The sequence below is a fragment of the Candidatus Colwellia aromaticivorans genome, from assembly GCF_003333305.1.
In the GTDB taxonomy this organism is placed as follows: Bacteria; Pseudomonadota; Gammaproteobacteria; order Enterobacterales; family Alteromonadaceae; genus Colwellia; species Colwellia aromaticivorans.
Genome location: NZ_QOLD01000019.1, coordinates 69156 through 82195 on the forward strand (window position 1 = coordinate 69156; position 13040 = coordinate 82195).

Sequence of the window (13040 nt, forward strand, 5' to 3'; positions counted from 1 at the left end):
CTCCTATTAAAACCCTAAACTTGATAAAAGATCATCAACATCATCTTGATCTTCAACAACATCACTTCTATTTTCTGTATTAACTATTGGCCCTTCAACCAAATTATCACCTACTTTAGGTAATACACGTTCTTGTGGTTGTTCTGCGGTAAGACCAAAGGCGGTTAACATAGTAATCAAACTTTCTTCAACTTCATGGACTAAGTCGATAACTTTACGTATAACTTGGCCTGTTAAATCTTGAAAGTCCTGCGCCATTAACACATCAGTCATTAGACTGTGAATATGTTGAGTTTCCTTACCTGTTGTTTTTAACAAAGTATCAATATCAGCACATAAACCCTTGAATTCAGGTAAATCTATTTCATTATTCATTAACTTAGTCCACGACGGATTAACGCCACGAACTTGTTCCGCAAGATCATCAACAACAGGAAAAATAGACTCGACAACATCCATCGTTTTATTCGCAGCTTCTTCTGTACGAGTAATAACATAATTCAAACGCTCTTTGGCATCAGGAATATCTGCCGTAGCCAAGTCATTTAAGCGAGAATCAAGTTGAAAGTTATTCAAAGAATCATGTAATTGACGTGTTAACTTACCTATTTCAGCAAATAATTCAGAATTGATTGGGTTTTGAATCTCGGCAATCAACGCATCGGCTTTATCTTGCTGATCTGCTTCCAAAAATTCAACCAAAGATTTAGCCTGCTCTAAAGAGACATGACCTACCATTGCTATATTCATGCAAAGTCCTTAATACGAAAACCAAAGCATTACTAACTTTAATTAAGTATTTAAATTATTACTTAATTAAATTCAAAATTAACCGAGACGTTCAAAAATTTTATCTATTTTAGTTTTAAGCGTTCCAGCTGTGAATGGTTTAACAATATAGCCATTAACACCTGCTTGAGCAGCCATAATAATTTGCTCTTTTTTCGCCTCTGCTGTAATCAATAACACTGGGATGTGAGCTAAGTTAGAATCAGCGCGTATAGCTTTTAACAAATCTATACCTTGCATTCCTGGCATATTCCAATCAGTTACTACAAAATCGAAATCACCATTTTGAAGCATAGGTAGAGCGGTACTACCATCATCAGCTTCTTGAATATTTGTAAAGCCTAAATCGCGTAACAAATTTTTCACTATACGTCTCATGGTTGAAAAATCATCAACTACAAGCACTTTCATATTTTTATCCAAGGCACCCTCCGGTGAAATACTCAATATTTTTATTCATGATTAACTTAATTTATAGTTAATTGTTATTTTACTTAATTTTGCCAGGATTGCATACGCCCTTTTAGTCGATGCATTGCTTGGCTGTGTATTTGGCTAACACGCGATTCACTCACATCAAGTACTTGACCAATTTCACGTAAATTTAGTTCTTCATCGTAATAGAGAGACAGTACTAAAGCTTCTCGCTCGGGTAAAGTGCTAATGCACGCAACAAGCCCTTTTTTAAAAGCACTATTCTCTATGCTTTGATATGGATCATCTCCATGACAGGTTTCATCAAATTTAAGCGCATCTTCACTAACCCCAAGGTCATTAATATCAAGTATTTTACCTGTACTAACGTCGCTTAATATTTGATGGTACTCATTTAATGACAGTTCAAGCTTTTCAGCAACTTGTATATCAGTAACATCACGACCAAATTGTGCTTCTAATTGCTTAATTGCTTCACTGACCATACGGCTATTTTTATGTACCGAGCGGGGAGTCCAGTCACCACGACGCATTTCATCTAACATTGCACCGCGAATACGAATACCTGCAAAGGTCTCAAAGCTGGCACCTTTAGTGTTATCAAAATTATTAGCTGCTTCAAATAAACCAATCATGCCTGATTGGATTAAATCATCAACAAGAACACTTGCGGGTAAACGAGCCAACAAATGGTAGGCTATTCGTTTGACTAATACAGTATGCTGCTCAAGCAGAGCCGATTTATCAATTTTATTGTTATAGGTACAAACTTTTACCACGTGTTACTACTCTCACTCAGATGAGGAAAATTCACTAATTTTTTTGTCATACTTTTAAGTCAACAATTAAACTAATAATCTAATAACTGTTCAATAAAAAACTCTAGATGCCCAGAAGCCTGCTTTGGTATTGGCCAGTTAACAATTTTTCTCGCTAAGCCTTTAAATTCTTTTGCCGCGGGTGATTCAGGAAAGGCTTCTACGATAGCTTGTTGCTTACGTACTGATTTTCGAATATTTTCATCAAAAGGGACTACCGCAACTAACTCAAGTGCCACATCCAAAAACCTGTCTGTCACTTTAGTGAGCTTGGCAAATAATTGCTGTCCTTCTTTAGGGCTACGAACCATATTCGCGACTACTTTAAATTTAAAGACACCGTGATCACGGTTCAATAATTTCATTAAGGCATAACAATCGGTAATAGAAGTAGGTTCATCACAAACGACGAGCATCACATCTTGTGCTGCTCGAGTAAAGCTAAGCACCATATCTGAAATACCTGCGGCTGTATCAACAATTAGCACATCAAATTGTGTTTGCATTTCACTAAATGCACGAATTAAACCGGCATGTTCCGCTGGTGTTAAATCAACCATGGATTGAGACCCGGAAGTAGCGGGAATGATTTTGATATTACTAGGGCCGGTGATAATTATATCGTCCAGCTCACATTCACCTGATAACACATGAGAAAGGTTTCGTTTAACCCGAAGACCTAACATAACATCAACATTGGCCAAACCTAAATCAGCATCTAGCACTAAAACTTTTTTGCCTTGTTGTCCCAATGCAATAGCCGTATTCAACGACACATTGGTTTTACCAACTCCGCCTTTACCACCTGAAACTGCTATTACCTTAACTTTATTTAATTCCTGCATTTTTCTTAAGCCGCTCGCTTGATCTGCCATTTATTACTTCTTATATTACTTCTTATATGATTTCAATTAAGAAAACTAGGATATAACTGCAGCCGGAGCTATTGGCATTGACCGCACCGTTGGCTGCATAAAGCTAGTATTATTTTTTGCTGACTTCATTGCCATTTTATCTGCAAGCGTAACCAATTTCTCAGCATTTGCAACCTTAATATCTTCTGGAACTCTTTGTCCGTCAGTAAGATACCCTATTGGTAAGCCATTTTGAATTGAAGTTGTAATAATTTCGCCAATACTAACACTTTCATCAAGTTTAGTAAAAATACAACCTGATAAGGGTACTTTTTTAAAGCGATCGACATTTTCCTGCATTACTTGTTGCTGACTATTCGCGGCTAGTACTAAATAATTACGAATTCTAAATCGTGTATTTGAGACTAAATTAGCTAGATTTTCAGCTAGACGAATATCTCGCTGCCCCATACCTGCAGTATCAATCAGAATTAATTTCTTTTTAGAGTACTGCTGTAATAATGTATTTAATGCTTCGCTATCTTTAGCTAGATTCACTTGACAACCAATTATTTTTCCATAAGTCGCTAATTGTTCAAAACCTGCAATGCGATAGGTGTCAGTAGAAATTAACGCTACCTGCTCATGACCATGTATTTGTGCAAATCGAGCCGCAAGCTTTGCAATAGTAGTCGTTTTTCCTACCCCTGTAGGGCCAACTAAAGCAACAACACCGCCACGATAAATAATATCATTTTGAGTGGTATTAATTTGTTCACTGATCAATTTAGTGGCATGTTGCCAAGCTTGTGCTTCATGAGTTTGTACAGGCACATAACCAGCAATTTGATCGGCTATTTGTTCATTTAGACCCAACGCCAATAATCGCGTTACTAATACTGCTCGTTGTGGATCTTTTTGCGCCATATCTTGCCACATTAAACCTGACACTTGATGTTCTAGTAATTGTCTGATGGATGCCATTTCTTGCTGTATTTTATCAAAATCTTGTTGGCTGACATTTGCATCTGGACTAACTTTCTGATCAGAAACTTGGCTAGCCAACAATTTTTTTGCCATATGCTCTGCTTCTAATGAAGTATGTTCTTGTGATATATCTGCACTTGCTGACTTTATTTCTTCAGCTGAATCATAGGGCGCAGGAATAGTACCATCAGGTTTTGAATAGCGTAATCTTTGTGTAAAACTACGTAATTGTTCTTCAATGTCATCGTCATTTTTGACTGATTTTTGTGTGTTTTTTTCAGTAGTTTCCTGTTGATTTTGTATCACAGCACTTTGTTGAACTTGACGATTAAGTAATGCTGACAAACTATCAGCCGGAACATTTGCATTTGAAGAGATATAAGGTTCTTGCAGCGCACTTGTACTTGCTTCATTTAATTGCGTATCAGAAGATTCACCAATATTAACAACATCATTTGATACTTCACGCTTAGCAGCATTAGCATCCTCAATTTCAGGTGTGGTTTTAGGTAATGGCTGGCTATAATCAATAGCGGCCATTAACTCAACACCTTCAGGAATTTTTTTATTCGACATAATTACTGCCTCAGCACCTAATTCGTCTTTAATTTGTGCTAATGCGCTACGCATATCTTTGGCAACAAAACGTCTAATTTTCACAATTAACCTCTCTTTTTTCAGTTACGAGTCACTAGTTTTGAGTTGCGAAGAAATTCTTCTGTTACTCGTAACTTATCTTGCTCGTTACTGACAATTACTGCCCTATGGCACTAACTATTTTAATTTGTTTGTCATCAGGGATTTCTTGATAAGAAATCACACGTAAACTCGGTATGGTGTATTTTATAAATTTAGCTAACACTGTTCGTAAAATCCCTGACGTTAATAATATTGGGGTATCGCCAGACATTTCTTGCTGCTGCGCCCCATCAGTTAAGGATTTTTGTAAGCGTTCAGCTAAACCAGGTTCAATACCTGCGCCATCATCACCTGCCATCTGCATTGACTGGTGCAACATTTGTTCCAACTCGGGCGCCAAGGTTATGACAGGTACTTCAACAGCCGGACCGACTAAATCTTGAATGATAAATTTTCGTAAACTAATACGCACCGCGGCGGTTAACACTTCAGCATCTTGACTCTTAGGACCATACTCAACAAGTGTTTGTACAATAGAACGCATATCTCGAACAGCAACCCCTTCATTCATCAAGCTTTGTAGTACTTTCACTACTGTGCCTAGTGTTAACGTTTCGGGAATAAAACCTTCCACAAGTTTAGGATAAGTTTTAGCGAGCATATCAAGTAAGTTTTGAACTTCTTCATGCCCTAATAATTGTGCCGCATTATTGGTTAGGATTTGACTTAAGTGGGTAGCTAACACTGTCGCTGAATCTACTACAGTATAACCAAGCGTTTGTGCTTGCTCTCGTTGATTCTGATTAATCCAAATAGCATCTAGACCAAAAGCAGGATCTTTTGTCGCGACACCATCTAAGGTACCAAAAACTTGTCCTGGGTTAATCGCTAACTCTTGATCATGGCGAATTTCGGCACTACCAATAGTAACGCCCATTAATGAAATTTGATAACTGTTAGGATCTAAATCTAAATTATCACGAATATGAACCGCGGGTACTAAAAAGCCAAATTCTTGTGATAACTTTTTACGTACACCTTTTATACGGCTAAGTAATTCACCACCTTGGGCTTTATCAACCAAAGGAATTAACCGATAGCCTATTTCCAAACCTATCACATCAACATGATTTACATCATCCCAATTAAGCTCTTTTACTTCTTCTTCTTTTTGCTGAATTTGTACTTGCTCTTCTTTTGCTATTTTGTCTAACGCTATCACTTTATTAACTTTACGCTGACTACCTAAATAGGCTGAACCAGCAATAATAGCTGAAAACAACAAGAAAACGAAATGTGGCATACCCGGTATAACGCCCATAACAAACATGACGCCAGAAGCAATATATAATGATTTTTCTTGACCAAGCTGAGAGCTTACTTGCTCCCCCATATCTTGAGCAGTATTTTGACGTGTCACCACAATGGCCGTAGCAACCGATAATAATAAACCGGGAATTTGTGCGACTAAACCGTCACCAATAGTCAGTAAGGTATAAATTTCAACAGCACTATCAAAGCTTAAGTCATGCTGCACCATACCAATAATCAAACCACCGACTACATTGATAAATAATATCAATATTCCAGCAATAGCATCACCTTTAACAAACTTACTCGCACCATCCATAGAACCATAAAAGTCAGCTTCGCTGGTTACTTCAATACGACGTTCCCTGGCTTGGTCTGCATTAATAAAGCCGGCATTTAAATCAGCATCGATGGCCATTTGCTTTCCTGGCATAGCATCAAGCGTAAAACGAGCAGTTACTTCAGCAATTCGCCCTGCCCCTTTTGTTACCACAACAAAGTTAATGATAATTAAAATCAAGAAGACAACTAAACCAACGGCATAATTACCACCAATAACCACTGATCCAAATGCTTCAATAACCTTCCCTGCTGCATCAGTTCCTTCATGGCCTTCTAATAACACCACCCGTGTACTGGCAACGTTAAGGGCTAGCCGTAAAATGGTAGCAATAAGAATAACAGACGGAAACGAGCCAAATTCAAGTGGCTTCAATGTATATACAGTAATGAGCAGAACGACTAACGATAAGGCGATATTAAAAGAAAATAGTAAATCAAGCAGCCATGCTGGCATAGGTAAAATAACCATACCTAAAGCTGCCATGACTAGAAAAGGAGTTCCGAGCCCTGTAATGTGGGTTAGTTTCTTTTTGTCGAATTGATTAAAATAGGCGGTTAATTGCATTAATGACTACTAGCTCTTGACGATGATTTTTTGACGCTAGTACTAGTTTTGCAAAAGGTATACCAGAAATAGCAAAAGAGAGTTATTAGTTGCGAGTAGCGGACATTAGTCGCGAGTTATTAGTTTCGAGTCGCGAAGGCACCAGACTCTGCTTAAGCGCTTAGTAACTCGCAACCTTGCTTACTTGCTACTTATGTTTAGTATTTAAATTCTTCAGGGATAGGCAATTCTTTAGCAATAGGAATAGGTTTTTTAGCTCGACCTTTTTTATGCTCATTCAGTTGAAAAATAAAGGCCAACACTTGTGCTACCGCTGCATATAACTCTTCAGGAATATCTTGATCAACTTCCGCGGTATAATAAAGTGAACGAGCTAATGCTGCTGACTGAATAATTTCCACATTATTTTCTTTGGCAATGGTGCGAATGTGCATAGCCATTTCATCAATACCTTTTGCAACTAACCTTGGCGCACCACCAACAACAGCATCATATTTTAATGCGATGCTGTAATGCGTAGGGTTGGTAATAACCACATCGGAATTAGGTACTTCGCCCATCATTCTACGCTGAGACATTTCATACTGTGTTCGTTTAATATGACCTTTTACCTCAGGATTCCCTTCAGTATTTTTATGCTCATCTTTAATTTCTTGTTTAGTCATTTTAAGTTGGCGCGTATGATTCCAAACCTGATATGGCGCATCAATAACTGCAATAATACCAATAGATAATGCTAAGGTTAAAAACATCCATAGCAACATATTTACAGCATGTTCAAAGTTAGTCGGTATTGCCTCTAAACTTAACCCTAATATTTGCTCAAACAACCCTGTAAGCAATAAAAAAGCGACAATAAAAACAACAAAAAACTTTAATATTGACTTAATCAATTCAACCGCAGCTTGTACACCAAACATCCGTTTAAAACCAGCTGCAGGAGATAACCTACTTGCTTTAGGTGCCATTGCTTCCCAAGAAAAGCTCATTCCACCTAGCATGGTATTACCGATAAAAGCAGCAATAATGATAATAAAAAAAATCCATAACATCGGTACGATAACTAAACTAACACTATTGCTAATAACATTAAAAAGGGCATTAACATCCATGATTTCACGACGATCGGGACTAAACAACCGCTTCATCATAAGGGCCAAGCCTTTCACCAATGAATTGCCCATCAAAAGCATAGCAAAAGCACTACCAACTAAAACGAACATAGTACCTAAATCTTTTGAGCGCGCTATTTGACCTTTTTTTCTGGCATCGGTTAGCTTTTTTGCCGTTGGTTCTTCGGTTTTTTCACCGCTATCTGACTCAGCCATAAATTATTACCTTTAATAAAGCACCTTGAATCAAGGTCCCTTGCAGTCAATCAAATAACAACTAAAATCAAGAGCACGTTGCCACTGAAGTTCAAAATGCGTTAGAAAATTACCAAAAGTTAACCACATAATAAGTAAGCCTGCCATCATGGTTATAGGGAAACCAATAGCAAAAATATTAAGTTGAGGAGCAGCACGGGTCATGATGCCAAAAGAAAAGTTAATTAATAACATAGCAGTTAAAGGTGCCAGCGCTAAAGATAATGCAGTAGTAAACATCCACCCACCCCACAGTACAATTTCTTTATATTTAAGATTAATAAAGTGTTCACCGCCGATAGGAAAAGTATCAAAACTGGTGGTAATAAACTGTAAATAAGCTAAATGTCCATCCATCACCCAAAACAGTAGAGTGGATAAGATCAAAAAGAATTGGCCTACAGCGGGAACATTCATACCACTGGCGGGATCGACTAATGAAGCAAAACCTAACCCTGATTGCATCGCAATAATTTGCCCTGCTAAGGTAAAAGTATTAACTACCATAATAGTCATAAAACCGAGCATCACACCAATGATAGTCTGCTGAGCTATTAATATTGATGTATTGAATGACAATAAGTTTTCTAGATTGGTCGGCGGTATTGCCGGCATAATTGCAATGGTAACGGTTAAACATAAAAACAATTTAACCCGCGTAGGTATCGTGCGAGCGCCAAAACCTATCATCGTCATAATTAAAGCAGAAACACGGGTAAAGGGCAGCATAAAATCAGCCAGATATTGATTAATAACTGGCGCAGTAAACTCCACTAGCTCACCACACTTGGAATACTTGCAATTAACCGAAAAGTATAATCCATGAGTTTTTGTACGCCCCAATGCCCACCATAAATGACGGCTAGCAAAGTGACAATGAGCCGAGGCAAAAAGCTTAAGGTTTGTTCATTAATTGATGTTGCGGCTTGGAAAACAGCAACAAGTAGACCGACAAATAAGCTAGGTAAGATCACAGCACTAACTAGCATAATCACTAGTAGTAAAGCATCTCTTAATATGTCAACAAAGACTTCTGGTCCCATCTTACTTTCTCTTATTCAGTTATTCAGTTAAGGTTAACGTTTTTTACCCACCCATACCGTAGCTGGTGGCAATAGTACCAATGACTAAATTCCAACCATCGACTAACACAAACAACATTAACTTAAACGGCAAAGAAACAATCATTGGAGATAACATCATCATACCCATAGCCATTAAAATACTTGCCACAACTAAATCAATAATCAAAAATGGAATAAATAATATAAAACCTATTTGAAAAGCCGTTTTTAATTCACTGATAATAAAAGCAGGAATAATCACGGTCATCGGTAAATCAGTAGGTTTATCCACGGCTTCAAGACCTGCCATAGACGCTAAGGTATCAAGGTCTTTTAAACGAGTTTGTTCTAGCATAAAAGCACGCAATGGCACTTTGCCTTTATCTATCGCTTCTACTGATGTTAATTGTTCAGCTAAATAAGGTTGAATCGCACTCTCATCTATTTGATTATAGACTGGTGTCATAATAAAAAGTGTCATAAACAAAGTTAAGCCAATAATCACCTGATTTGACGGCGTTTGTTGTAAACCAAAGGCTTGTCGTAATATCGCCATAACAACAACGATACGGGTAAACGAAGTCATCATTATCACAGCAGCAGGTATAAAGCTTAATGCCGTCATAAAGATTAAAATTTGCAAGGTAACCGAGTACTCTTGAGAGCCGTCGGCATTGGTACTCAACGTTAATGCAGTCATCGACAAATCTTCTGCCGCAAAAGCGCCAAAACTTGTGATAGATATTATTAATGTGAGTAAAGCTAACAAAACTATTTTTTTCATCGTTATTTACTATTTATTTTTGTTATTAAAATGATTTTTTTGTAAAAAAGCTAATACATTGCCAGTTAACGCTGATGTTTTCTCAGGCTGGCTAGAAACAATAGGCTCTTCAAGACTTTTAATTAAGGTTATTTGCTGTGGGGTAACACCCAACACTAACTGTTGTTCGCCCACTTGTGCAACAACAAGGCGTTCTTTAACCCCCAATGATAAACTTGCAATCACTTTTAATTGACTGGTATTTTGCTGTGTAAAATTAAATCGCTTTAACACCAAAGCACTGATGAAAATTAATGCTAACACCATCAATAAGGACAAAATCATACTACCAGCATCGGTATTTGCCATCACATGTTTACCCACTTCAGGTGCTTGCTTAACGGGTAGCGGATCAGCTTCTGGTATTTGTGTTGCCTGTTTAGCAGTTTCATGTGTTTCAAGTACCTGCTGGGCATACGAAATTGTTGTTAGAGAAACTAACAATAAAACAGCTAAATAGCGTAAAAACTTAGACATTATTTTAATTTTTTAATACGTTCAGTTTGGCTAATAACGTCTGTTAAACGGATACCAAACTTGTCGTTAACTACCACGACTTCACCATGGGCGATTAGCGTGCCATTAACAAGAACATCTAACGCTTCACCTGCAACTCTATCAAGCTCTACTACCGATCCCTGATTAAGCTGCAATAGGTTTCTGATGCTAATATTACTACGCCCCACTTCCATAGAGATGGTAACAGGAATATCTAAAATAGTATCAAGCCGGCGTTTTTCTTCCCCCGTAATTGCTACATCATCTTCAGTTAATTCTTCTAAATTAATTGGCTCAGCTTCTTCAGATCCTTTTGCTGCGGCTTCAGCTTGTTCATCCAAAGCTTCATCCCACATACTTAAATCTTCATCATTATCATTACTCATACCGATTTGCCTCAATTCTCAATTTTTACTATTAAATATACCCATGATACTTCAAGATGTGCGTTTCAGGGCAGCTGAACGATTCATGGTCAAGGCGCATCTTTTTATTAAGGGTCGTTCCCTTAAAAAGAGATGCAACGAAGAACATGATTTGATCAGGGTCCCCTGTAAGGCTGGTTTAGAAACGCTTTATGCTACGTTATTAATTTCGACAATGGAACAACCATTATCTTCAATCAAAGCCTTACCTAAAGGCGTTTCTAACTCCAGCTGAATCCGACATATTGAAGTAACATGGGTATATATTCATTCTTAATCGGTTTTTTTAATAAAAAACTGATTATTTATAATTTATAAATCATCTTCTAACAGTTGCAGCTCCGCATCACTGTCAAGGCGCTTACCACCCTTAGTTAGTATGTTCAATTTCGATTTAACCGATTCAGGACGAGCTATTCTTGACTCTATTTTCAGGGCAACATTATCTCGACTACGCCCTAACTTAGCCCTAAAGCTAGGTAGATCTTCAATTAATACCGTAATGTGTTCAGGCATTTCTATTGGAATAATATCACCGGCTTGTAGCTCCATCACCTGACTTAACGGTATATCTACCTCTAAAAACTTGGTGTTAATATTAACGGCTACATCCATTATTTCATCACGAAGTGCTTTAGACCAACGCATGTCAGTATCTTCTTTATCACTTTGTACACCGGCATCAAGTAATTCTCTAATGGGTTCAAGCATTGAATAAGGGAGTGCAACATGAAAATCACCACCTCCACCATCAAGTTCAATATGAAAAGAACTGATAACGACTACCTCTGTAGGACTAACAATATTTGCCATAGAGGGGTTTACTTCTGAATCAAGGTATTCAAAAGAAACATCCATTACTGGAGACCATGCTTCTTTATAATCTTCAAAGATTAACTTCAGTAACATTTGAATAATGCGACGTTCTGTCGGGGTAAATTCTCGACCTTCTATTTTTGCGTGATAACGACCATCGCCACCAAAAAAGTTATCCACTAAAATAAAGACTAAACGCGCTTCCATGGTGATTAGTGCTGTACCTTTTAAAGGACGAAAGCGCACCATATTCAAACTCGTTGGTACAAACAATGTATGAATATACTCACCAAACTTGATCATTTGAATGCCATTTATCGATACTTCTGCTGTGCGACGCATCATATTAAACAAACTAATACGCATGTGACGAGCAAAGCGTTCGTTGACCATTTCCAATGTTGGCATACGACCACGAACAATACGGTCTTGTGAAGAAAAGTCATAGTCAGAACTGCCGTTTTTTCGTTCAGCATCATCTTCTATAATTTCTTCTTCATCAACATCATCAACACCATGTAATAGCGCATCAATTTCGTCTTGCGATAGTAAATCACTCACTGGTCATTCTCTTTTTTTGCTTAATTTTATTCGTAACTTATTTTTCAGTCGTTACTCGAAACTTATAACTTTGTTATTGCATTACAAAACCAGTAAATAAAACTTTTTCAATCGTTTTATCACCTTCGACATCTGCCATAATTTTTTGAACTTCTGTTAATGATTGTTGCTTTAATGCCTCTTTGCCCGCACTAGTAGCTAAATCATCAGCATTGGCTTGTGAAAAAACCCCTAATAAAGTGCTTTCAATCAATGGCACATGCATTTTAGCATTTTCTTCATTTTCACCACCGCGCACTAGTAATTGCACGCGAATTTCAACAAAACGATCACGAGCGTTGCCAGGCACATTAAAACGGAATGGCCTAGGCATTGGCACATAAAGCGCAGTGCCGACTTGAGCGCCACCCTGCTGTTCCTTATTATCTGAGCCAGAAGAGTCACTATCTAATGCTGAATCAAGTTGTTCTGGGGTAGCACTATCCTCGCCCATAAAAAAGAAATAACCGCCACCGCCTGCGCTAAGTAAAACAACAACAGCGACAATGATAATAATCATTTTTTTCTTTTTGCCAGATCCATCTAACTCTAAGTCAGCTTCTTTACCTTTTTCATCGGCCATAAGTTACCCTTTATAATTCGCTTTAATCTAGATTGCCAAATGTTATGATAGATAATATCCTTGAATAGCATTCTAGCCAATGTGTTTCATCAACTTATATAGCATTTAACTTAATTTCTCTGAC

At 37.6% G+C, this 13040-nt stretch carries 15 protein-coding genes; 1 reads left to right on the plus strand and 14 read right to left on the minus strand.

Annotated elements, in window-relative coordinates:
- Positions 1 to 6: 6 nt before the first annotated feature.
- From DWA31_RS03205 to fliN, 12 genes are all read right to left on the minus strand, one after another.
- Positions 7 to 750, minus strand: coding sequence for a protein phosphatase CheZ (locus DWA31_RS03205; protein WP_114325223.1), 744 nt, complete (start codon positions 748 to 750; stop codon positions 7 to 9).
- Between the two features lie 78 nt (positions 751 to 828).
- Positions 829 to 1212, minus strand: coding sequence for a chemotaxis response regulator CheY (cheY, locus tag DWA31_RS03210; protein WP_114325224.1), 384 nt, complete (start codon positions 1210 to 1212; stop codon positions 829 to 831).
- Positions 1213 to 1283: 71 nt separating this feature from the next.
- Positions 1284 to 2003 (minus strand): RNA polymerase sigma factor FliA, encoded by a 720-nt coding sequence (locus DWA31_RS03215; RefSeq protein ID WP_114325225.1) that lies wholly within the window; start codon positions 2001 to 2003, stop codon positions 1284 to 1286.
- A 71-nt stretch (positions 2004 to 2074) separates the two neighbouring features.
- Positions 2075 to 2917 (minus strand): MinD/ParA family protein, encoded by an 843-nt coding sequence (locus tag DWA31_RS03220; protein WP_114325226.1) that lies wholly within the window; start codon positions 2915 to 2917, stop codon positions 2075 to 2077.
- Between the two features lie 45 nt (positions 2918 to 2962).
- Positions 2963 to 4543, minus strand: coding sequence for a flagellar biosynthesis GTPase FlhF (gene flhF, locus DWA31_RS03225; RefSeq protein WP_114325227.1), 1581 nt, complete (start codon positions 4541 to 4543; stop codon positions 2963 to 2965).
- A 94-nt stretch (positions 4544 to 4637) separates the two neighbouring features.
- A complete protein-coding gene (gene flhA, locus DWA31_RS03230) occupies positions 4638 to 6740 on the minus strand; it encodes a flagellar biosynthesis protein FlhA (RefSeq protein ID WP_114325228.1) in 2103 nt (700 codons plus the stop codon).
- A 197-nt stretch (positions 6741 to 6937) separates the two neighbouring features.
- Positions 6938 to 8068 carry a flagellar biosynthesis protein FlhB gene (gene flhB, locus DWA31_RS03235; RefSeq protein ID WP_114325229.1) on the minus strand — a complete coding sequence of 377 codons (1131 nt, stop codon included), beginning with the start codon at positions 8066 to 8068 and terminating at the stop codon, positions 6938 to 6940.
- A 30-nt stretch (positions 8069 to 8098) separates the two neighbouring features.
- A complete protein-coding gene (fliR, locus tag DWA31_RS03240; protein WP_114325230.1) occupies positions 8099 to 8881 on the minus strand; it encodes a flagellar biosynthetic protein FliR in 783 nt (260 codons plus the stop codon).
- Positions 8881 to 9150: a flagellar biosynthesis protein FliQ gene (gene fliQ / locus DWA31_RS03245; RefSeq protein WP_114325231.1), complete on the minus strand. Its 270-nt coding sequence runs from the start codon at positions 9148 to 9150 to the stop codon at positions 8881 to 8883. The genes fliR and fliQ overlap by 1 nt, the downstream gene beginning before the upstream one ends.
- Positions 9151 to 9193: 43 nt before the next feature.
- Positions 9194 to 9955 carry a flagellar type III secretion system pore protein FliP gene (fliP, locus tag DWA31_RS03250; protein WP_114325232.1) on the minus strand — a complete coding sequence of 254 codons (762 nt, stop codon included), beginning with the start codon at positions 9953 to 9955 and terminating at the stop codon, positions 9194 to 9196.
- A gap of 9 nt (positions 9956 to 9964) precedes the next feature.
- Complete coding sequence (fliO, locus tag DWA31_RS03255; protein WP_210725534.1) at positions 9965 to 10471, minus strand: flagellar biosynthetic protein FliO; 507 nt, start codon at positions 10469 to 10471, stop codon at positions 9965 to 9967.
- Positions 10471 to 10878: a flagellar motor switch protein FliN gene (gene fliN, locus DWA31_RS03260; RefSeq protein ID WP_114325233.1), complete on the minus strand. Its 408-nt coding sequence runs from the start codon at positions 10876 to 10878 to the stop codon at positions 10471 to 10473. Before fliN ends, fliO begins: the two co-directional genes overlap by 1 nt.
- A 151-nt stretch (positions 10879 to 11029) precedes the next feature.
- Here fliN and DWA31_RS17655 point away from each other — a divergent pair, with 151 nt between their 5' ends.
- Entirely contained in the window at positions 11030 to 11152 is a 123-nt protein-coding gene (locus DWA31_RS17655) for a hypothetical protein (protein WP_281268612.1), read from the plus strand.
- Between the two features lie 77 nt (positions 11153 to 11229).
- Here DWA31_RS17655 and fliM read toward each other — a convergent pair whose 3' ends face one another.
- Positions 11230 to 12294 (minus strand): flagellar motor switch protein FliM, encoded by a 1065-nt coding sequence (gene fliM / locus DWA31_RS03270; RefSeq protein ID WP_114325235.1) that lies wholly within the window; start codon positions 12292 to 12294, stop codon positions 11230 to 11232.
- A 73-nt stretch (positions 12295 to 12367) separates the two neighbouring features.
- Positions 12368 to 12916: a flagellar basal body-associated protein FliL gene (gene fliL / locus DWA31_RS03275; RefSeq protein WP_114325236.1), complete on the minus strand. Its 549-nt coding sequence runs from the start codon at positions 12914 to 12916 to the stop codon at positions 12368 to 12370.
- Between the last annotated feature and the right edge of the window lie 124 nt (positions 12917 to 13040).

Coding starts and splice junctions, on each gene's coding strand:
- fliN (WP_114325233.1), bottom strand. CDS start 10,878: ATGAGTAATGATAATGATGAAGATTTAAGTATGTGGGATGAAGCTTTG.
- fliP (WP_114325232.1), bottom strand. CDS start 9,955: ATGAAAAAAATAGTTTTGTTAGCTTTACTCACATTAATAATATCTATC.
- flhA (WP_114325228.1), bottom strand. CDS start 6,740: ATGCAATTAACCGCCTATTTTAATCAATTCGACAAAAAGAAACTAACC.
- flhB (WP_114325229.1), bottom strand. CDS start 8,068: ATGGCTGAGTCAGATAGCGGTGAAAAAACCGAAGAACCAACGGCAAAA.
- DWA31_RS03220 (WP_114325226.1), bottom strand. CDS start 2,917: ATGGCAGATCAAGCGAGCGGCTTAAGAAAAATGCAGGAATTAAATAAA.
- fliQ (WP_114325231.1), bottom strand. CDS start 9,150: ATGGGACCAGAAGTCTTTGTTGACATATTAAGAGATGCTTTACTACTA.
- fliO (WP_210725534.1), bottom strand. CDS start 10,471: ATGTCTAAGTTTTTACGCTATTTAGCTGTTTTATTGTTAGTTTCTCTA.
- fliL (WP_114325236.1), bottom strand. CDS start 12,916: ATGGCCGATGAAAAAGGTAAAGAAGCTGACTTAGAGTTAGATGGATCT.
- DWA31_RS03205 (WP_114325223.1), bottom strand. CDS start 750: ATGAATATAGCAATGGTAGGTCATGTCTCTTTAGAGCAGGCTAAATCT.